The sequence below is a fragment of the Paenibacillus sp. S29 genome, assembly GCF_049319765.1.
GTDB classification, from domain to species: Bacteria; Bacillota; Bacilli; order Paenibacillales; family Paenibacillaceae; genus Paenibacillus; species Paenibacillus polymyxa_B.
On record NZ_JBMOUI010000004.1, the window covers coordinates 151,058 to 172,665 of the forward strand.

The window sequence follows — 21,608 nt, forward strand, 5'->3', positions numbered from 1 at the left end:
AAACTTTTGATGGTTGGACTCCGATATTGAATACACAAGATATTTTAGAGTGTACGGATGAAAAGAGGGGTAGCAATTTGCCGACCTATAAGCGCTTTATTCAGCATGTTATCCTGAACTATATTATAGGTTCGTTTATCGCTGTATTGTTGGTAGGTATGATTTTTGTATTTTCCACGTTAAATGTAGCCCACTATGAAATTCTGGGTCTTGTTAAAATTATTGCATTTTCCAGCGTTATTATGATTGCTTGTGAAACCATAGTGTTTCGAATGCATTTGAGACCCGTTCATCGTTTTTTTCTAGGTAACCAGGAAACGCTTAAGGATGTAGAAGCGGTGTATATCCGGGTTCATCATCTGCCTAATTTGTCCGTTTTACGTATTGTTGGACCGCATTTGTTAGGCTTCTCTATCCCGGCAACCGTTATTGCGCTATGGATGATACATACTGGACAACTTACTTTTCCCTTTTATTATGTAGGAATCGCCTGTATAGGAGCTTGTCTGGTCGCTTCCATGCACGCACTGGTTGAATTTTTCCTGACCATGAGAGCAATCAAACCGCTTCTGGAGGAAATTCGTGATCGAACCTACCAGCAATATGGATTAAACCTGTCCCTGCGAGGACGAGTCCTGCTATCGCTTCGGCATAAATTTCAGTTAAGTGCGACGCTCATTGGTGCTTTTCCTTTATTTTTATTTTGTTTAGCTACACAGATTCGCCTGGAACGTTTGGAGGCGACGGATTCTAGCTCCTATTGGGCTTGGGCGGGGACGATTTTAATTTTTGGTGTAGCCTTTGCTTATCTGGGCGGCAGGTTGCTGACCCGTGAGATCGAACAGCCGATCCACCATCTGCTGGAAAAAATGAATGAAGTGAAGGAAGGCCGCCTGAACAGTAATGCCAGCGATTTGTATTCGGACGAATTTGCGGAGCTGGTCGAAGGATTTAACATGATGATCGAGGGTCTGAAGGAACGGGAAGAAAAGAACGGTCAGCTATTGGACAGTTACTTCGCCACCTTGGCGGCAGCACTGGATGCGCGAGATGCCTATACCGCAGGACATTCTTTGCGTGTAGCTGAATATTCCGTACTCATTGGGCGCAAGGGAGGTTTGAATGAGACGGACCTCGACTTGCTGCGCAAAACAGCCTTGCTGCATGATATCGGTAAAATCGGCGTGGCTGACGCTGTGCTGCTCAAGGACGGCAAGCTGACGGACGAGGAGTTTGATCAGATTAAAATGCACCCGGTTATGGGAGAAAGCATTCTCCGGCAAGTTGAGCCGGCTTATGCTATGGCCCCTTATTTGCCCGGCGTGCGCTCGCACCATGAGCGTTATGATGGCAAGGGATACCCTGACCAGCTCGCTGGGGAAGATATCCCCTTATTTGGGCGAATCATTGCTGTAGCGGATGCTTATGATGCGATGACGTCTGATCGTCCCTATCGGCAAGGTATGAAGGAAGAGAAGGCGGTTATGATATTGGAAGAGGGAAAGGGAACCCAATGGGACCCTTATTTTGCCGAATTATTTGTCAAAGAGTGGCGCCGGAACAAAGGCATCACAAGCTGACTCTATAGGTATCAGCACTAGGGCGAGCCATTGAGGTTCGCTTTTTTTATATACGGATATAAGATCTTTTGACATGTCGAAAGATGGGGCTTCATGTTATGATGTACAAGAAAGGCAAACGCGGTTAACATAGGCCTGGCATCCAATTTTTTGCGCTATGGGAGTGTGAGTCCATGCAATTTTCAATGATGTTTTTAATGAATTTAGGGATGCTGATTGCCGTTGCCTATGTGGCGAACGTGATTTATAAATATGGTCTGAGTCGTACCTCTTCGCGGTTCAAATATGTCAGCTCGGTGCTGCTAGTGATATTTGGCGGATGGGTCAGCTCTTGCTTTGGTTTTAACTTTAGTGAAACAGTTATTTTTGATCTGCGTTTCGTACCGCTGATTATCGCGGCGTTGGTGTATCCCCGCTCTTATACGCTTATTATTATTGGGGTCGCAATCGGACTTACGAGATTTACCTTCGGTTTGCATATGGCGGCGTGGGTTGGCTTTTTGAATATGAGCATTCTGGGCGTCCTGTGCGCTGGATTGAATTACTGGATGCGCCGTTCCACCTGGCGTTTGATTATCAAGGCATCGGTAACTATTTTAGCGGTTAATATCGTAAATACGTTAAATATTGCCTTTCTAGGCGTCATTCCCTGGCGCTATTATGTAGCGGAGGTTGTTCCTCTTACACTGCCTATTGGCATCGTTCTCAGTTTTTTATTTGCTCTGATTTTACGTGACTTTCAGATGGAGCAGCAGCGGAATCATCAGATTAAGCAAGCGAATGAGTTGTTATCAGAGCAGCGAGATGAGTTGCAGAAGGCAAAGGTCATTCTAGAGGAACGTGCCAAGCAACTGATGATGGCTTCCCAATATAAATCGGATTTTATGGCAACGATGTCGCATGAGTTACGTACACCTCTTAACAGCATCATTAATCTGGCGCAAATTATCAACGAGCAGGGAAAAGAGCTGGATGAGGACGAGCTAGACCAGTACAGTGATCTAATTTATGCCTCCGGGCATGATTTGCTCCAATTGATCAACGACATTCTAGACCTATCCAAGGTCGAGGCTGGGCACATGGAAATCGTAAGTGAGCCAGTCAGTGTACGTGAGATAGCGCAGGTGATGATGATGCATTTTGAGGTCACAGCGAAGGATAAAAATCTGGAATTCAGCTTGAAGGAGCATGAGCCTATACCGAATGAAATCCGGTCTGATTCCAAACGCGTACAGCAAATTTTGCGTAATCTGTTGTCCAATGCCTTTAAGTTCACTCATGAAGGACGTGTATTACTGGAAATCAGCACACAACATCTGGATCGAAAGGGACAAGAGGGAGATTGGGTTGTATTTGCTGTAAAAGATACGGGCATCGGTATTTCCAAGCTTCAGCAGCATGTTATTTTTGAGGCATTCCAGCAGGCGAACGGTTCCATTAATCGTAAATATGGAGGAACTGGGTTGGGATTGTCCATCAGCCGTGATTTTTCCCGTTTGTTGGGCGGGTTTATCCGTCTGAAGAGTGAGGAGGGCAAGGGAAGTACATTTTCCCTGTACCTACCGATGTGTCCGTCCGAAAACAAGGAGGCGGACGAACAACCCTTTAAATTAATCTAATCGCAATTGTAGGAGCAGGAGCGCTATGGCACAAAGGAGGTCTATCATGGAACGCAAAGCGGTCGTTGTGGGTGCAACAGGGCTTGTCGGGGGTTATGTTGTACGAGAGCTGCTGGTGCAAAAGGAATACAACCGCGTCATGGTTATGGGCAGACGTCCATTGGACATCAAGCATCCCAAGCTGGAGCAGGCGCTCATCGATTGGGAACAGCCGCAGAAAGCGGCGTTCGCCTTCGAAGGGGTGGATGATGTTTTTTGCTGCCTTGGGACAACAATGAAAAAGGCGGGCTCCAAGGAGCAGTTCCGTCAGGTGGATCTAGACTACCCGGTGCTGACTGCCCAGTTGGGCAAAGAAGCTGGAGCGGTACAGATGCTTGCGGTCTCTGCAATGGGCGCTGATCCAGACTCACGCGTGTTTTACAATCGCACCAAGGGTGAGGCTGAAGAGGCGCTTGCTGCTGTCGGATTGCCTGCGCTGCATTTGTTCCGTCCGTCGCTGATTTTGGGCGCGAGACCTGAACGACGTTTGGGCGAAGCCGCTGCCGCTGTTGTCATGAAGGCACTGGACGGCCTGATGACGGGCAAGCTCGCTTCCTACCGCGCCATCCCTGCCTCGGTCATCGCACGAGCCATGGTACGAATCGCTCTCGCGCAGGCGAGCGGCGTACATATTTATCCGAACGACATCATTCGAGTCATCGGAGCAGAACTAACATCCAATGATGAGGAACCCGGTACAGGAACGGCTCCTGATGAGAACGTGTAAAACCACGGCTAGGGTTAAAAATGAAAATAACGCCGCTGTTGCCCGATGATTCGGACAACAGCGGCGTTATTTGTGTTTTATTGGCGGTTTGTATGTTGCGGCGCATCCACCGTAATCTCTAATTCATCAAGTGCGTTAATCCGTCGCACGGAATAGTGGCTTTGGACTGCACATGCTATAATACGGTGAACCAGTATCAGGAAGGAGAATCCAACCCATATGAAAAAAACAATTGCTACTGAAAAAGCACCCGGTGCTATCGGCCCTTATAGCCAAGCGGTAGAGGCAGGCGGGTTTATTTACACTTCGGGACAGCTTGGACTGAATCCGACAACAGGTGAGTTTGGTAAGGATGTACAGGAGCAGGCACGCCTGTCCTTGAGCAATGTACAAGCCATTCTGGAAGAGGCAGGCAGCAACATGAACCAGGTTGTGAAAGCGACTGTATTCCTGAAGGACATGAACGATTTTGTCAGCGTCAATGAGGTGTACAGTTCTTTCTTTGAACAACCCTACCCAGCACGCAGTGCGGTGGAGGTAGCTCGTCTGCCTAAGGATGCACTGGTAGAGATTGAAGTCATTGCATTGAAGGGCGAATAATCTGAAAGATCCGTTCATAAAATAAAAAGTTTGCATGGCAAACGGGTGTCCCTATTAAATAGAGACACCCGTTTACTCAAATTTAATGTGTTTTGTTCTTTTAAAATACAGAGCGGAGGTGGAGATGATTAATAAAAAAATAATTTTGACTGGTGGAGGCTCTTCAGGACATGTAGCAGTAAACCTAGCTTTGATTCCTCACTTACTGGAACAACATTGGAGTGTCCAATACATAGGCTCTGAACAAGGGATTGAAAGAAAATTGATTTCCGGACTAGAAGATGTGTGTTATTTCAGTATCTCAACTGGAAAATTGCGTAGATATTTTGATTGGGATAATTTTAAGGACCCTTTTAAAGTACTGAAGGGGATTTCTCAAGCGTACCGGATTATAAGAAAAGAAAAACCGGATGTTATTTTTTCAAAAGGCGGATTTGTTTCGGTTCCTGTGGTATTGGCTGGATGGTTGAATAAAGTCCCTGTAATCATTCATGAATCAGATATTACCCCTAGATTAGCTAATAAGATTTCCAGCACATTTGCTACAGAAATTTGTACTACCTTTCCTGAAACCACTCAGTACTTTCGCTCTAAGCATACTCGGTATGTAGGTGCTATTGTGAGAGATGAACTAAAAAATGGGAAGGCAGCCAAAGGTTTGACCTATTGCGGTTTTACTCGGAATAAGCCGATCATTCTGATCATGGGTGGGAGTTTAGGCTCCAAGAAGATCAATGAGATGGTCTGGATGAATTTAGAGGCTTTGCTCGTTCATTTTCAAATCGTGCATATTTGTGGTAAAGATCAAGTGAATCATTCCATTCATATGCATGGCTACAAGCAATTTGAATACATAAACGATGAACTGGCGGATGTTATGACGATGGCAGATATGGTTGTTTCTAGGGCGGGTTCAAATTCCATTTTTGAATTCTTGACGCTGCGGAAGCCGATGCTATTGATCCCTCTTTCAAAGGTGGTTAGCCGGGGAGATCAAATTCTAAATGCAAAATCATTTAAAGCGCAAGGCTTTTGTGAATTTTTAGAAGAAGAAGAGTTGGAATCTGAACGATTTGTCGACATAATACTTCGTTTGTATGAAAAAAGGTCGGATTATATTATCAATATGAAGAAAATCAATGCAGATCACTCGACAAGCAAGCTTATAGATTTGTTTAAAGTCCATACCTAATCACATGGTTAAAATGAATAAACAAAGCAAGCGAGCTTGGGCTAGATGATTCAGACCCAAACTCGCTTGTTCTTGCTAGAGATCATATTCGTTTTCTTTAATCCCGGTCTCGATTACGGGCAAAGAATAGCCATAGCGCGTACACCAGAATGATTGCCGCCAAGATCAATGCGGCTAGCCGTACATTTTCATTGTTCGGATGCTCGACGGCGATGGCGACATAGGCCCATACAAATACGAGAGGATAAATGCTGTCGCGATAAGGGAAGCTGACCATGATCGCCAATGCGGTGCCGATGAGCAGGAAAATGATCGCCCATGTCGTATCGCTGAGTCCCCAGCCACTCCATTCATTCTTTTCCAGTGCCATTGCAATGTTGATAATAGTAGCAATGGATACCCAACCGAGATTGAGGCTGAACGGTAGCTTGACGAACCACATTTCTCCAAGGGTTGGTTGCGGCGTGCGGGTACGTACATACACGACGCTCAGGGAAAGCAAGTATAGAATAATGACGATGACACACAGCTCTACGTATACATACTGCCAGAGGAAAATCCAGATGATATTGAAGAGACAGCTTAGAATAAAAAAAATACCGATGGACTGAACGCTTGTCTTGGATTGCCCTGTAGGTGTAGCTTGGTACACGGCAAAGCAGGCGAGCAGTACGTAGATGACCGACCAGATGGAAAAAGCGTAACCCGCTGGTGTGATCAAGGTAGGGTACATGTTGGATACAGCAGCAGTGCTTCTGCCGCCGATAGGAAGTGTAGACGCCAGAATGTTAACGAGAATGACAGCGATAAATGCAATAATATTCCACCATTTATACGGATGGCTTCGTGACATAGGGATATCTCCTCCTCATCGAATGATGATCCAAAATGACCGACTGGTCACAACTTCTATTATGAATATACCCACTTTGCTTTCGAATATGTCCTAACGGGAAAAAGTTTCTTGATCCCAGTATAATCATAAAAAGATGTATGTATATGCAGTCATATGTAGTACAATGGTGAAAATTTTAAGCACTATATAAGCTGAAATTTCTCGGATTCAACTTATATGGAAGTAAGGAGATAAGTAGAATGAATGGCTTGGAGAAAGTAGGGAAATTTGTAGGAGGAACCTTTTCCATCTGGGTACTTTTATTTGCATGCTTGGGATTTTTCTTTCCTGCGGCGTTTACAGGGTTGAAAGGATACATACAGTTATTTCTGGGCATTGTCATGTTTGGGATGGGATTAACTTTATCTGCGGCTGACTTTCGTGAAGTATTCCGGCGCCCAGTGGATGTGGCTATTGGTGTGGTCGGGCATTATCTGATTATGCCGTTTCTGGCCTTTGGATTGGCATTAGTATTGCAGCTGCCACCGGATATTGCGGTAGGTGTCATTTTGGTAGGCTGTTGTCCGAGTGGAACTGCCTCCAACGTAATGACGCTCTTATCCAAAGGCGACGTGGCATTGGGCGTGTCGATTGCTTCGGTGTCGACGCTGATTGCTCCACTGGCTACTCCGGCGATGATTAACCTGCTTGCTGGACGTTGGATGAATATTGATGCGAAGTCGCTGATCATGGATATTCTCATCGTAGTTATTGTCCCCATAGTGCTGGGTGTTATCGTTAAGTCGCTATTTCGCAAACAGGCAGAAGCCAGTGTTCAGGCGCTGCCGCTCATATCAACACTGGCGATTGTACTCATCGTGGCTATTGTGGTTGCAGGCAGCAAAGGAAAGATTTTGGAGACAGGTCCGATTATTTTTGGTGTGGTTATTTTGCATAATGGTATCGGGTTCCTGCTTGGATATTGGTTTGCCAAGCTATTCGGTATGAATCTTTCCAAGCGTAAAGCTGTTACGCTGGAAACGGGAATGCAGAATTCCGGACTGGGCGCTGCGCTTGCAGCAGCTCACTTTAACCCGATTGCTGCTGTACCGAGTGCGATTTTTAGCGTGTGGCATAATATTTCCGGCTCGTTGCTCGCGACTTGGTTTTCCCGCCGGGAGGAGAAGAACAGCACAGCCGGAAACCATTAAGCTTTGTCAGTGGCTTGTGATAAGTAGCTGCGGTTCAGCTTTTTCGAACAGTTTAGAGAAGATCAGAAAGGATAGATTTGACTTTATAGTTGCGGATCTTTATACTGTGGTTATTACAACCACTGTATTTAAGTAAGCAACAGTAGTTTAAGTTCGTTATGGAAGGAAAACTGCATCGAATTCGTATTCGGCTTCATGCTCAACAGCCTTATATTATCTGATCTGATTTAAACTGAAGGAGAGAGAACGAATGAACCCAAAATATAAGTCTCTATTTGAAACTTTTACCCTGCCATCCGGTGTTACGTTGAAGAACCGTATTACCATGGCACCTATGACTAACTTTGCTTCCCACGAAAATGGTGAAGTCAGTGATGAGGAGCTGGCATACTACCGTGAACGTTCCGGTGGTGTAGGCGCGGTTATTACCGCTTGTGTGTATGTAACTCCAGATGGCAAAGGCTTTGTCAATGAGTTCGGTGCGGACAAGGATGAAATGATTCCGAGCCTGCGTCGTCTGGCGGATACGATTCATCAAGAAGGCGCAAAAGCGATCCTGCAAATTTATCATGGTGGCCGCCTGTGTCCACCAGATCAAATTCCAGATGGACAGCCGATCAGTGCAAGCGCAGTAGCCGAGGAAAAAGAAGGTGCGCCTGTGCCGCGTGAAATGACATCCGATGATATCCACCGCGTCATCCGTGCCTATGGCGAAGCAACTCGCCGAGCGATTGAAGCAGGCTATGATGGTGTGGAGCTTCACGGAGCGAACGGTTACCTGGTCCAGCAGTTCTTCTCCCCGCACTCCAATCTTCGTACCGATGAATGGGGAGGAAGTCTTGAAAAACGATTGACCTTTCCGCTGGCGGTTGTTCACGAAGTGAAGAAAGTGATCGCAGAACATGCAAAGCGGCCTTTCATCTTTGGATACCGCTTGTCTCCTGAGGAAGGACACACACCAGGCATTACGCTGGAGGATACGATGGTGCTTGTAGACCGTCTCGCGGATCAAGGGCTGGATTACCTGCACATTTCCGTAAATCATTTCTTTGGTGGTTCGTTCCGCGACCGTAGTGACGAACGGTCACGTACCGTTCTCATTCATGAGAAGGTAGGTAACCGTGTGCCGATTATGGGAGTCGGATCGCTGAATACACCGGACGAGGCGCTTGCAGCACTGGAGACAGGTGTACCGCTTGTATCGCTGGGACGTCCGCTTTTGATGGAGCCGCAATGGGTTCAGAAGGTGCAAAACGGCACAGAAGATACCATTCGCACGACATTATCCAAGCAAGCCCAGCAGGAGCTAGTCATTCCTGACTACTTGTGGGGTGCGTTGACAACCCTTCCAGGCTGGATGCCTGTTACGGACTAAATTTTGAACGATGGAGATACCCTAGGCTGCTCTCATGCACCTGGGGTATTTTCCTGTCTCGTGACCGTGAACAATAATAACCGTGAACAATAATATAGGAATAACTGAGAAAGAAGGAAAATGACAATGTTACATAAAGCTAATGGCGCCATTTTGATAAAGTCCACCCATCCGGGGCTACAGATTCGATTGTTACAAGTAAGTGATGCAGAACGTTTATTAGAGATCAGACGTGAAAATTTTGATTTTTTCAAACCGTTCGAGCCAGAACGACCTGAAATTTACTTTACGCTGGAAGAACAGGTGCGTCTGATTTCTAACGGTTTGGAAGCGGCACAAGCCGGACAGGGATATACGTTTGGACTTTTTTTGCCGGAAAATGATAAGCTGATCGGCAGAATAGAGCTGTCGGGTATCGCTAGAGGCCCCTTTCAAAACGCCAATCTGGGCTACTTTGTAGATCCTGCATACCACGGACAAGGCTATGCCACTTCCGCAGTGAAGGATATTGTACGCTACGCCTTAAATGAGTTGGAATTACACCGTATTCAAGCTGGAGTGATGCCAAGAAATACGCCTTCCAATCGAGTGATGGAAAAGGCAGGATTTCGCCGCGAAGGGCTGGCTCTCAACTATTTGAAGATTAATGGTGTGTGGGAAGATCACGTGTTGTATGCGGTCACGGCTGAGGATTTGCAGAATGGCGTTTTCTGAATTCGCCGGGCGTGACCCCCTCCAGTTTTTTGAACACCTTGCCAAAATATTTTTCATCCTGATACCCGACCATACCGGCAATATGATGAAGGCGCAGCTTGTCATTCAGCAGCAATAGCTTTGCCTTGCTCATCCTGATCTGACACAAATAGTCTGACAGATTAACCCCGTACTCCTGCTTGAATTTACGAGAAATATATTCGCGACTGAGATAAAAGCGACTCGCCATATCCTGTAGAGAAATGTCCTCGTCATAGTGTGCATCCAGATAGCGGGCAATATCACGGATGGTCGGGTTGTTTGGGCTATGGCTTGGTGTAAGTGCCTGACCGGCTGCCAGCAGTCGGTTTTCAACCTGTCTTTGCCATAAGGGCAGGGAAAGCATACCACGGTTGTCGACCGGCAGTGCATGAATGGAGCCGGACTCATCTGCCAGTTCCTCGCCATCGGTATCTCCGGGTCTGTCATTCAGCCAGCGGGCCAGCATCCAGTCCAACTCCTGATTCCAACTGGCTAGCTGCTCTGCTGTCACCGAAGGCAGCTCGGCTACGGCTGCTATCCAGTGGCCTACCGCTATCGACACACGATTGGCATTACAGCTGAGTGCACTAAGCCGCAGTTCCTCTTCCATCTCAGGCAACTGGGGAAGACGAATGCTTTGCCGTGTCTGGGAACTCTGGTGCATCCAGTCGACGGTTTGCAACACATCCCGTTTCCACAACGCTTGCCGTGCCTCTTGGTAGGCAGTGGCTGCCGCTATGGGAAAGGCGCCAAAAGAGCCAAAAGAGCCAACCCCGATGTGCATGTAACACCGTAAAGCCGTTTTGATCCCTGTGTGAATATCCTGCAAGAGCAGCGGCCAACGAGATGGCTCGCCCCAAAATAGCAGAATAATTTCGTCCATACGCTCCAGATGACGGAATGCAATTCCGGTTTGAGAAGTTCCAAGAAATTCGTTGCAGATGTTAATCAGGGAAAAGCTCAAAAGCGCACGACGCGTTTTATATTTGTCCAGTATATCGGCTTCCAGCTGCGTGGTACTCATCACAGCTGCATTACATATCTGAATAGCTGCAGGAAGACGTAACTCCTCACGTAAGGGCGTAATGGAAAGAGGGGTACTTGCTATACCGGAAACGATCTCAGTCAGGAGCTTATCGGCATAGTGCGGCCTCATCCGGTTGACCTCCATGGCCTGCATCGTCTGCCTGTTCCGGTCTTGCTCCGCTGTCCGCCAGGCTTGAGTGGCTTTATTTAGAGCCTCGTTAATCTCCACTGGATCTACGGGCTTAAGAATATAGTCCATGCCTCCCCGGCGGATGACCTGTCGAACCAAGTCAAAATCATCATAACCACTGACCACCACAACTCGGGTTGCTGGGGAATTCACTTGAATCCACTCCATCAGTGCTACTCCATCCTTGCCGGGCATCCGCATATCCGTAAGTACAACGGGTGGGGAAAGGGCGGTAATGATCTCAATCGCCTGATCGCCCGACTCAGCTTCAAGTACCTCGCTCACACCGCACGCTTCCCAATGTACGAGCATCCGAATGGCATGGCGTACATGCTTCTCATCATCCACAATCAGGACTTTCATTGACAGATCACTCTCCCTTAATATGAATTTCTGCAGGGGCTTCAGTGCGAATTTCGAGTGTATAACGGACACCATGAGGCAGGATGTTGTCTACGCACAGGGTGTTGGAACCATCCTCCGAGTGAAGCTGAATACGCAATAGAACATTACGAAGGCCAATGGAATCCTGCTCGCTAGTGTCCGGCTCTTCGTAGGCTTTCAGCGGACGTTTTAACATATGCTGGAGCTGCTCCAATTCGGCCTGTGGAATGGAAGTTCCGTTGTTTTCCACGGTTATTTTCACAATGCCTTCCCGGATTCGGCTGCCTGTAATGCGAACTTCACCGGGCCCCAGCCGGGGATCGGCACCGTGTTTAAAGTAGTTTTCTACCAACGGTTGGAGAATCATTTTAGGCACCCGATCATTCAGGACCTCATCTTCCCACTGGTAAGTGACCTCTAATTGCTCACCGAAGCGTTCCTTTTGTAAATCAAGATATTGTTTTACATGTTCGGCTTCTTCCTTGAGTGTAACGACCGTATGGTCCCGGATGTTATAGCGCAGCATTTTGGCAAGGGAAGAGAGCAGAGAATAAATCCGCGGTACCTCATGCTGTAGAGCCAGGGTTCCAATCGATTGTAGCGTATTATATAAAAAATGAGGATTAATCTGTGCTTGAAGCGCTTTCAACTGATGTGTCTTATTAGCCAGCTCCAGCTTGTATTCCCGCAAAATGAGGTTATTGATGGTATCCATCATCTGTCTGAAACGGCGCGACAGTACTCCGATCTCATCGTTACTCATGGCCCGAATGTCTACATCCAGTTGACCGGACTGAATCTGGTTTATGTAGCGAGTCAGTCGCTTAATAGGTTCCGTGATTTTTATCGAAATCCATAACGTGGCCACAATGACAAGTAGCAATGCTGCGCCTGTAATGACCGCATTAATCTGAGTCAGGCGGGTAGCCCGTAAATACAGCGTACGATGTGGAATTTTCTTGACGAGCGTCCAGCCTGACAGGTTGGCATCCAGCTTGCCGTACACGTGCAGTGCCGTATCATCCTCAATCACTCCGTGCTCGCCTTCTTTAGAAATTCGATTGAGCAGGTCAGATTCCTTCCAGTGTGTTCCAATCGCTGCTTCTTTTCCGCTATATATGATTGTTCCGTTCCGATCGATCAAAAACAGCTCCTCTGTATCCGCATCATACAATTGACGGCAAATACTGCGCAGCGGCTCCAGATCAACATCTATAGCCAGTACCCCAAGCGTCTCTGAGGCAGGAATGTTCCGAATCGCCCGATGAAGTGTAAATACCTGCCGCTTTGTGCTGTGCTCCGCATAGGAAACCGCCGAAAAGCCGTACAAATGCTTCATGTGCGAAGGCTGTATGAATAGTCCGGAAGGGCCGTAATGAATAGAACCAGTAAAGGGCTCCAGCCGGAATTCCCGTAGCGGGACTGTACTGGTAATCAACGTGGATTGCCCAGCCTCAAAAGAATGCAAATACACTTGGTCAATGCCTGACGAAGCATTCATCATCGTTTGCAGTGTGGTGTAAATTTCAGCGACGGCCCGGTAATCATCCGGAATTTTGGCCAGATTACGCAGAAAATGGGGGTCATTATAGACTCCGATGGACGCCCGATTCAGTCCCTGTAAATAGTTATCCAGATTCGTAATTCCCTGAAAAATAAGCCGTTCATTTTCTTGTGTGGCCTGCTCCCGCAAGGATTGCTTGGTGAGAACGAAGGTCATAGTCATCGACAGCAGCAGCGGCAGAGTGACCGCAATGAGCAAAAACCAGATCAGGCGGGAACGAATACTGTGAAATTTCATGCAGTGAGCTCCTTTCACAATTCAAGGCGAGCCAGAGGTCAATATTTTCCCCCCTAATGGTTCACGATCCTACGTGTTCTCCAGAGCGCTTATTCGACATAATGAACATGTGAATCGCATATCCGTACGGCCCAAGCATCATGCTGCTGAAAGAAAGCCGTAAGGGAGCGTTCCAGACACCAACAGACAACAAAAAGGGGGGATCGGATTGAATCGCGCCAAGTCGTCGCAATGGCTCCAGCAATGCATTTTTGTAGGGCCGTCGACGTTATTTTTCGTTATCATTATTGTAATCCCTTTTATGCTCGGAATGTACTATTCTTTTACAGAGTGGAATGGGGTAGCCAATGAGGCAAAGTGGGTCGGGCTGGATAATTTCAGTCACATTTTATGGAATGATGACAAATTTGGGACAGCGTTCTGGTTTACGGTCCGTTTTACGGTGGTAGGAGTAGTGGCTGCGAATATTTTTGGCTTTCTGCTGGCGTATTTTTTAACCAAACCGCTGAAAACAAAAAATGTACTCAGGACCATCTTTTTTATGCCTAATGTGATTGGAGGTCTGTTGCTGGGCTTTATCTGGCAGTTTATTTTCGTCAAGGGATTTGCAGCAATCGGAGAGAGCACGAACTTGTCCTTCTTCAACCTGTCCTGGTTGGGAGATGAGATCACGGCCTTCTGGGGTATTGTAATCGTGTTTATCTGGCAAACTGCCGGGTATTTGATGGTTATTTATATCTCTTCCCTGACCAATGTGCCCCGCGATATGCTGGAAGCAGCCGAAATTGACGGAGCAAGCCGGATGCAAATTTTGCGGTCGATTATACTTCCTTTGATCATGCCTGCCGTTACGGTATGTCTTTTCCTGGCGATATCATGGTCATTCAAAATGTTCGATCTCAATTTGTCACTGACCAAAGGCGGTCCCTTCGGGTCCACAGAGTCGGTTGCACTCAATATTTACAATGAAGCGTTTGTGAATAATCGTTATGGGCTGGGAACAGCTAAAGCACTCATTTTCTTTATCATTGTTGCTCTGGTTACGAGCCTTCAGGTACGACTGACGAAAAGTCGGGAGGTGGAAGCGTAAATGGAAACAAGCAAGCGCTACCGCTTTGGAACATGGGCGACCGAGATGGTGATGATCCTCGTCGCATTGTTATTCCTCGTCCCGTTTTACTTTTTATTCGTGAATTCGGTCAAAAGCTTTGGTGACCTGCTCACCGATTCTGCGGCCTGGCCACAAACCTTTGTATGGAGCAACTACGCTAGAGCGTGGAGCATCACGCGTTTTCCCGAAGCTTTATGGAATTCACTTATAGTTACGGTAGTTAGTAATCTACTGCTCGTACTGATCAGCTCAATGGCTGCTTACCGAATGGTCCGGCGTCCGACGCGTTATAATCGAGTGTTGTTCAGCCTGTTCGTAGCTGCCATGGTTATTCCCTTTCAATCGGTGATGATTCCTTTGGTCAAGGTTGTAAGTACACTGGATTTAATGAACAGTATAAGTGGTCTGGTAATCTGTTATCTGGGATTCGGAGCCCCTATGTCGATCTTTCTCTTTCATGGATTCGTCAAAGGTGTGCCAGTCGAGGTGGAAGAAGCAGCTACGGTGGACGGCTGTACGCCTTACGGAGTATTTTTCCGAATTGTGTATCCGTTGATGCTACCGATGATGGTAACTGTTATTATTTTAAATACGCTCTGGATTTGGAATGATTATCTCCTGCCTTCTCTGGTACTGCAAAAGGCTGAACTGCGCACGATTCCGATTGCGACCTATGCCTTTTTTGGACAATACACGAAGCAGTGGGATTTGGCTTTGCCTGCTCTGGTGCTGGGCATCCTGCCAGTCATTGTATTCTTTCTGGCCATGCAAAAATATATTATACAAGGTATTATGGCTGGTTCGGTCAAAGGTTGAGTGTGGCGATGAGCTGAAAATGTACACGGTGTGCCACTCCGCAAACGGAGGACACTTTGAAATTTAGAATAGAAAGGAACATAAAAATGAAAACGCATACTTTTAAAAAGAAAGCTCAAGCACTGATCTTGCTTCTCGCGGCCTTTGCCCTGGTTTTGGCAGGTTGTAACAGCAGTGGCGGACAAAACGCAGGCAAAGAGGAAGTGAAGGAAAAAACAATTCACATTTTTCAGTTTAAGGTAGAGATTGCAGAAGCACTAAATCGCATGAAAGCGGAATACGAAGCGTCTCATCCAGGGATCAAGCTCGATATTCAGACCGTGGGCGGGGGCAGTGACTATGGTGCGGCGCTAAAGGCGAAGTTCGCCTCCGGGGAGCAGCCGGATATTTTTAACGTAGGAGGTTACCGCGAGCTGGATACGTGGCTGGAATATTTGGAGGACCTGTCTGACCAGCCTTGGGTTGGCGATGTGGTCGAAGTCGCCAAAGAACCGATGACCAAAGACGGCAAGCTGTATGGCCAGCCGATGAATCTGGAGGGGTACGGCTTTATTTATAACAAGGATTTGTTCAAGAAGGCGGGGATTACGGAGACCCCTAAAACATTGTCCGAACTGGAGGGAGCTGCGCAAAAGCTCCAAGCCGCTGGGATTACTCCATTTTCTAATGGATATCAGGAGTTTTGGGTGCTGGGCAATCATTTGCTGAACGTGGCATTTGCCAATCAGCCGGACCCTTCGGCCTTCGTCAAAGGACTAAATGATGGAACAGCAAAGATTCCGGGCAACGCTGTATTCGCCGAGTGGATTAAGCTGTTCGATCTGACAATGAAGTATGGCAATTCGAAGCCGCTCACGACCGATTACAACACGCAGGTAACGAACTTCGCCACTGGAAAGGCTGCCATGATGCAGCAAGGGAACTGGACTCAGGTCCAAATTGACGGTATTAATCCGAAGCTGAATTTGGGTATTTTACCTATGCCGATTGGTGAAGACGCAACAGCCGGAGATAAGCTGTTTGTAGGTGTCGCCAACAACTGGGTGGTTAATAAAAATTCGACTGTCAAACCCGAGGCGAAGGAGTTCTTAAACTGGATGGTGACATCCGAGCAGGGTAAAAAGTATATCACCAAGGAATTCAAGTTTATTCCAGCATTCAAGAGCATCGAAGGGGCAGAGGCTGATATGGGCCAACTGGGTGCGGAAGTGGTGAAATACAGTAAGGAAAACAAACTGTTGGGCTGGTTCTTTAGCCGCTATCCTGAAGGAGCACAGCAAGAATTCGGAAGTCAGATGCAAGCTTATGTGGCAGGTAAATCGGATGCCGGGAAGCTATTCGAGGATTTCCAGAGAACATGGGATAATTTGAAGACCAAATAATGAACAAAAGCACGCGATAAAGCCTTCATATTTCAGGAAGATTGCATGATCCTGAAATATGAAGGCTTTTCTGTAAACAAAATTATAAATGGTAATGGAGCAGAGCGATATCCCCGCGGCGTTCTATTTCTTTGAGCTTAAATGTACTTGGTAGCGTTCCTTCTGGAAATAACGGTATTCCTTGTCCAAGCACCTTGGGAATGATCGCAATGATAGCCTTCTCCAGCAGTCCAGCTTGTAAGAAGGCCTGAACTAACTGGCCTCCACCGACTAGCCATACCGCACCTTCCGATTGTTCTTGTAGACGTGGAACCAGTTCAGTCAGAGCTTCGTCCGTAAATGTAACATGTGGCGCTTGCTGTTGTTCCGTTAATGCTCGTGTGAGCACATAGCATGGCTTGCCAGCATAAGGGAAATCATCTGAGAGCTTCAACACTTCCTCATACGTCAGCCTGCCCATCAGCACTGTACCTACGGTGTCGTAAAAGTCGGCATATCCATTGTCCCCGCCATCCCCTTTAACATCATACAGCCAGTCCACCGAACCGTCCGGCAAAGCTATATACCCGTCGAGACTCATGGCAATATACAGCACAACTGCGTTTGATTTCAAATCTTCCATAGTTCATTCACTCCTTTCTATTTCCTAATGTTACAATGTATTTATGACATAGTATGTCGTAGTTAAAACGGTCATTTAAAATTAATTTTGGATTCGAGGGGTACCTTATGAACGAACGCAGAATTGCTCTTATGAGGATACTGGATTCCCGAAAAAAATATACGGCGCGTGAGCTGGCTGAACGTTTTGGTGTCTCCGTCAGGACGATACAAAGAGATCTCGACTATTTGCAGCAGACCGGGTTACCCCTTTATACCGAAATGGGTCCTCATGGCGGGTATCGGGCACTCCCCAATCGGCTTCTTCCTCCCCTTCATCTTGCTCGCGACGAGGCTCTGGGTCTTTTCCTCATGCTGCAACTGTTGGAGAACATTCCAGATATCCCTTTTGGCTCGGTTCGTGGACATTTATCCGAGCACTATTATGCCGAGCTTCCACAGGATGTGCAGGACAGTATTGATCAATTAAAGGAGTACATTTCTTTTCGTATGCTACCCACTCACGCAGAGTCACCCTACACCTCAATCATTTTGGAGGCTGCGTTGAATAAGCGCCGGGTGAACATGTTTTACCGCTCCGCTTCCGGTGAAAAGTGGACTGAAGTATATCCGATTGGACTGTATTTTGATCACGGATATTGGTACATGCCAGCGCATAGCAGAGACCGCATCATTCTGTACCGTTCAGATCGGGTGATTACAATAACGATGCTGGACGAAACCTTGGACAGCCTTCCCACACTTCAGGAATGGTTGGCTTCGGAGGATTCCCGTATAGGAATTCCGTCCAAAATAAAATTTACCGCATTGGGTGCCAGGCTGGCTGGATCAGATGCCCTCTTCCAAAATGTTTCCCATCAAGAAGGGCAGGATCAGGAATGGCAGGGATATATTCCGGTCGAAGAGTTTAGATATGTGTCCCGACTTTTGCTAAAATACGGGCCAGAGGCCGAGGTCATATATCCGAAAGAGCTGCGGATGAGGGTCAAGGAATTGCTGCAAGACAGCCTGCATCCTTATCTGAAGGAGGATGACGAATAGGAGAGAGTATCCATAGCCATTTCCATGGCTTTTCGGACTCCCCTTTTTTATAGTTAATCACATGAATATTTAAGGTTATTAACTTATGACTTTCCATTTATTTTTGTGATAAAGTTTTGAAAAGAGCCCGTTTTCGTATATGATGAAGAGTAATAATTCAAAAGGCTGGACGGGAGACAGATATGAATCAACCGCTTTATGGAATATGGCTCGGAGATGTGTTTTTTTGCTTTTCTGGTGAGACGTCGGAACCACGTATCGATGCGTGGAGCAGTGTAATCCGCAGGCTGACGCTAAAGGGAGACCTTCGGCCGTTTCGGCAGGCTGCGTTGCGTCTTGCTGAGGTACGGATACCAAACACTGCTCGTGTGGAAACCGCGGGCAGAGGTGGCAAAAGACGTTCCATGTTGGGGCGTACATTGGAGGGTTTGGCGCTGGAACCGCGCGAGACGATGGCACTGCTGACCCGCATGGACGAGAAGGGCTGTGCGGCATCGGGCATTACGCTGGGCGAGGAAATGCAATATTGGCAAAAAGCCGCTTATTTTGCGCTAGAGCTGATGCAACGGGGCGAAATTGCGCCATCGCTTACAGAGGCGCGTCCATCGGGACCGCGTCGTCGTGGTCCGGAAGCGGCTGTCGGGGTGTGGATTCCTCGACTGTGTCAAGAGGAGGACATACGCCGCTTTCATGAGCTGGCTGCTGCGATGCCAGCTGTTTGTATGGCGGCTCCGGCCGTTTTTGCGGGTAAGGAGCCTGAAACACGCGAGGATGCAGCCGGAATCGTGCTGTACTCCTTCTTGTGTGCGGTCATCCATGCGGAAACGACCGCGGTGCTGGCAGCATCAGACCGTGAGCTGGGTCGATATCGCGCAGAGTATCGGCGCGGAGGATCACCGCTGGCGGAGCTGTGGTGGAACAGTCTGCTGACAGGTTCCCGCCCGGTGGCGATTCAGGGAACGCCCGCGGAGATGGAGGAGCTGGTGCTTCAAGCGTCCTCTGTTGAGGGAAGCGCAATGCCTGTCACGGAACGGGAAGACAAGGAGCCGATAGAAGGGCAACTGCGGTTGTGCCTTCGTTTGGAGCCTTCCCTGGAAGAGAGTGTCAAGGATTGGCGCATTACCTTTTGGGCAGAAAGCGATGCTGAGCCGGGGTTGCGACTGCCTGCTCTGGCACTGTGGGCGCATCCTGAACGTGATCTGGTTCGAGGCGGAATTGTATATCGTCAAGTGCAGACGCAACTGCTAATGAGGCTCGGACAGGCGGCTGAAGCAGCACCTATATTGCAAGAAGCGTTGAATCGTCCTTATCCCGAGGGGCTGACACTGGAGCCAGAGTTGTTCTTCCGCTTCCTGACGGAAGCCGTTCCTGCATTACAAAAGAACGGTATCACCGTGCAAATGCCTTCACGCTGGAGCCGGGAGGGCCGAAGACGTGCAGGCTTGCGGCTCAAAATGCGTTCGACAGAGCAGGGTGCCAAGCCAGATGGTGTGATTGCCGATACATCGTCTGTCGGCATTAACCGCATGATTTCGTTTGATGCCGAGGCTGTGCTGGGTGATACGACTTTGACGATGGAGGAACTGGAAAGCATCGTCGCGGCCAATTTGCCGTATGTACGTCTCGGAGGGGAATGGATCGAGGTCGATCCCAAGGAAATCCGTCAGGTGCTGCGCTTTATCAAGCGCGGGGAAAACGGTGAGATGAGCTTGTCCGAATGGATGCATCTGGCTGCAGAAAATGAAAGTGCAGGCGAGGCCTCATGGAAAGGCTTGTCCATCTTTGGCGCGGAATCCGCCGGATTGCTTGCGTCTTTGGCTGAGGGTGGCGTACTCCGTTCGGTAGAGCTGCGGCCTGTGCCGGAGACACTGCACGGCGCATTACGGCCCTATCAAGAGCGCGGCTTTCAATGGCTGGCTGCGATGCGTGGATTGGGCTTTGGCGTCTGCCTTGCGGACGACATGGGGCTTGGTAAAACGATTCAGGTCATCACCTGCCTGCTCGATGGTGGCATTGGTGCAGATGATCAACGTCCGGCGTTGATCATCTGTCCGACGTCCTTGCTCGGCAACTGGCAGCGCGAGTTGAAGCGTTTTTCACCGGATTTGTCATTGTATATTCACCATGGCAACCAGCGACTCCATGGCGAGCTGTTTCAGGAAAGTGTACGTGAGTATGATATCGTCCTCACTACCTATCATTTGGCGGGCCGGGACGGCAGCGATTTATCTGCGGTATACTGGTCCTCTATCGTGTTGGATGAGGCGCAATATATAAAAAATGCACGAACAAAGCAAGCACAAAGCGTCATGAAGCTGTCTGCTCCACACCGGATTGCCATGACAGGTACTCCGGTAGAAAATCGGCTGAGCGAGCTGTGGTCTATTTTTCAATTTCTGAATCCAGGTTACCTCGGTACGGCGTCTTCGTTCCGCCAGCGTTACAGTCTGGCGGGAGAAGAGCGGGGGTCCGCGTTGCGCGAGCTTCATCGGCTCGTCTCCCCGTTCATGCTGCGTCGACTCAAAAGCGACCCAGATATACGCAAGGATTTGCCAGAGAAGCTGGAGTTGAAATCCTACTGTGTACTGACACCAGAGCAGGCCGGATTGTATCGGGGCGTGGTGGATCAATTATTGGGAACACTGGATGGGCAGATCGGTATGGCTCGCAAAGGGCTTGTTCTGTCTTCACTGACCAAGTTGAAGCAGATTTGTGACCATCCAGGTCTGATCATTCCGGGTCGGGCTGAAAGTGGTAAAACGGAAAACTCGGGCAAGATGGAGCGACTGCTGGAATTGGTAGAGACGATTCGCGAGAACGGCGAATCGGCGCTGATATTCACCCAATATGTGTCGATGGGAGAATTACTGGTCTCTCGTTTGGCCAAAATCTTCGGGGAAGAGCCGTATTTTCTGCATGGAGGACTGGCGAAAACCAGACGAGATGAAATTGTTCACAACTTCCAGCAGGGAGAAGGCCCGAATATATTCGTACTTTCCCTGCGTGCAGGCGGCGTGGGTCTGAACCTGACACGTGCCAGCCATGTTATTCACTATGACCGCTGGTGGAATCCAGCAGTGGAAAATCAGGCGACGGACCGTGTATTCCGTATTGGTCAAAGCCGCAATGTACAAGTGCACAAGCTGATTTGCCAAGGTACACTGGAGGAGCGGATCGACGAGCTGATCGAGAGCAAAAAGGCACTTTCCGAGCAGGTTGTCGGCTCTGGTGAACATTGGCTCACCGAAATGTCTGATGATGAATTGCGCGGTCTGATTGCGTTGCAAAATGATGTATGGATTGAGTGAGCAGAGAAAGGATGA

At 48.1% G+C, this 21,608-nt stretch carries 17 protein-coding genes; 13 read left to right on the forward strand and 4 right to left on the reverse strand.

All coding sequences use genetic code 11. The features are described 5' to 3' along the window. Positions 1-77 precede the first annotated feature (77 nt). The 5 genes from ACL9RM_RS08470 to ACL9RM_RS08490 all read left to right on the forward strand — a co-directional run bounded on the left by ACL9RM_RS08470 (position 78) and on the right by ACL9RM_RS08490 (position 5,757). Positions 78-1,580 (forward strand): HD-GYP domain-containing protein, encoded by a 1,503-nt coding sequence (locus ACL9RM_RS08470; protein ID WP_250268991.1) that lies wholly within the window; start codon positions 78-80, stop codon positions 1,578-1,580. Positions 1,581-1,753: 173 nt separating this feature from the next. Then, positions 1,754-3,199 carry a sensor histidine kinase gene (locus ACL9RM_RS08475; protein ID WP_414126289.1) on the forward strand — a complete coding sequence of 482 codons (1,446 nt, stop codon included), beginning with the start codon at positions 1,754-1,756 and terminating at the stop codon, positions 3,197-3,199. 46 nt (positions 3,200-3,245) lie between these two features. Continuing rightward, positions 3,246-3,965, forward strand: a complete 720-nt coding sequence (locus tag ACL9RM_RS08480) for an NAD(P)H-binding protein (protein WP_414126288.1) — start codon at positions 3,246-3,248, stop codon at positions 3,963-3,965. A 219-nt stretch (positions 3,966-4,184) separates the two neighbouring features. Continuing rightward, positions 4,185-4,565 carry a RidA family protein gene (locus tag ACL9RM_RS08485; RefSeq protein ID WP_069290971.1) on the forward strand — a complete coding sequence of 127 codons (381 nt, stop codon included), beginning with the start codon at positions 4,185-4,187 and terminating at the stop codon, positions 4,563-4,565. 127 nt (positions 4,566-4,692) lie between these two features. Then, complete coding sequence (locus ACL9RM_RS08490; RefSeq protein ID WP_414126306.1) at positions 4,693-5,757, forward strand: undecaprenyldiphospho-muramoylpentapeptide beta-N-acetylglucosaminyltransferase; 1,065 nt, start codon at positions 4,693-4,695, stop codon at positions 5,755-5,757. A gap of 97 nt (positions 5,758-5,854) precedes the next feature. On the opposite strand, the gene ACL9RM_RS08495 is transcribed toward ACL9RM_RS08490, so the two are convergent. Beyond that, positions 5,855-6,610, reverse strand: a complete 756-nt coding sequence (locus ACL9RM_RS08495) for a tryptophan-rich sensory protein (RefSeq protein WP_069290973.1) — start codon at positions 6,608-6,610, stop codon at positions 5,855-5,857. A gap of 242 nt (positions 6,611-6,852) precedes the next feature. On the opposite strand from ACL9RM_RS08495, the gene ACL9RM_RS08500 reads away from it, so the two are divergent. The 3 genes from ACL9RM_RS08500 to ACL9RM_RS08510 all read left to right on the forward strand — a co-directional run bounded on the left by ACL9RM_RS08500 (position 6,853) and on the right by ACL9RM_RS08510 (position 9,892). After that, entirely contained in the window at positions 6,853-7,803 is a 951-nt protein-coding gene (locus tag ACL9RM_RS08500) for a bile acid:sodium symporter family protein (RefSeq protein WP_061830004.1), read from the forward strand. A gap of 250 nt (positions 7,804-8,053) precedes the next feature. Then, a complete protein-coding gene (locus ACL9RM_RS08505) occupies positions 8,054-9,178 on the forward strand; it encodes an NADH-dependent flavin oxidoreductase (protein ID WP_235307101.1) in 1,125 nt (374 codons plus the stop codon). A 126-nt stretch (positions 9,179-9,304) separates the two neighbouring features. Beyond that, on the forward strand, positions 9,305-9,892 hold the full coding sequence (locus ACL9RM_RS08510) for a GNAT family N-acetyltransferase (protein ID WP_250267326.1): 588 nt from the start codon (positions 9,305-9,307) through the stop codon (positions 9,890-9,892). Here the strand turns inward: ACL9RM_RS08510 and ACL9RM_RS08515 are convergent. Beyond that, a complete protein-coding gene (locus ACL9RM_RS08515) occupies positions 9,858-11,492 on the reverse strand; it encodes a response regulator transcription factor (RefSeq protein WP_250267327.1) in 1,635 nt (544 codons plus the stop codon). The genes ACL9RM_RS08510 and ACL9RM_RS08515 overlap by 35 nt on opposite strands. Before the next feature lie 7 nt (positions 11,493-11,499). Next, the gene (locus ACL9RM_RS08520) at positions 11,500-13,314 is read right to left on the reverse strand and encodes a sensor histidine kinase (protein ID WP_250267328.1); all 1,815 of its coding nucleotides are present in this window, start codon (positions 13,312-13,314) and stop codon (positions 11,500-11,502) included. Between the two features lie 208 nt (positions 13,315-13,522). On the opposite strand from ACL9RM_RS08520, the gene ACL9RM_RS08525 reads away from it, so the two are divergent. The 3 genes from ACL9RM_RS08525 to ACL9RM_RS08535 all read left to right on the forward strand — a co-directional run bounded on the left by ACL9RM_RS08525 (position 13,523) and on the right by ACL9RM_RS08535 (position 16,623). After that, positions 13,523-14,404 (forward strand): carbohydrate ABC transporter permease, encoded by an 882-nt coding sequence (locus ACL9RM_RS08525; RefSeq protein WP_025721893.1) that lies wholly within the window; start codon positions 13,523-13,525, stop codon positions 14,402-14,404. Further along, entirely contained in the window at positions 14,405-15,241 is an 837-nt protein-coding gene (locus ACL9RM_RS08530; protein WP_061829999.1) for a carbohydrate ABC transporter permease, read from the forward strand. It abuts the gene before it with no gap. A gap of 86 nt (positions 15,242-15,327) precedes the next feature. After that, positions 15,328-16,623 carry an ABC transporter substrate-binding protein gene (locus ACL9RM_RS08535; RefSeq protein ID WP_250259542.1) on the forward strand — a complete coding sequence of 432 codons (1,296 nt, stop codon included), beginning with the start codon at positions 15,328-15,330 and terminating at the stop codon, positions 16,621-16,623. A gap of 82 nt (positions 16,624-16,705) precedes the next feature. On the opposite strand, the gene ACL9RM_RS08540 is transcribed toward ACL9RM_RS08535, so the two are convergent. Further along, complete coding sequence (locus ACL9RM_RS08540; protein WP_134904854.1) at positions 16,706-17,245, reverse strand: dihydrofolate reductase family protein; 540 nt, start codon at positions 17,243-17,245, stop codon at positions 16,706-16,708. 107 nt (positions 17,246-17,352) lie between these two features. Between ACL9RM_RS08540 and ACL9RM_RS08545 the strand changes: the two genes are divergently transcribed. Next, positions 17,353-18,285, forward strand: coding sequence for a helix-turn-helix transcriptional regulator (locus ACL9RM_RS08545; protein WP_069290980.1), 933 nt, complete (start codon positions 17,353-17,355; stop codon positions 18,283-18,285). 182 nt (positions 18,286-18,467) lie between these two features. Beyond that, on the forward strand, positions 18,468-21,593 hold the full coding sequence (locus tag ACL9RM_RS08550) for a DEAD/DEAH box helicase (RefSeq protein ID WP_414126287.1): 3,126 nt from the start codon (positions 18,468-18,470) through the stop codon (positions 21,591-21,593). The last annotated feature ends 15 nt before the right edge of the window (positions 21,594-21,608 follow it).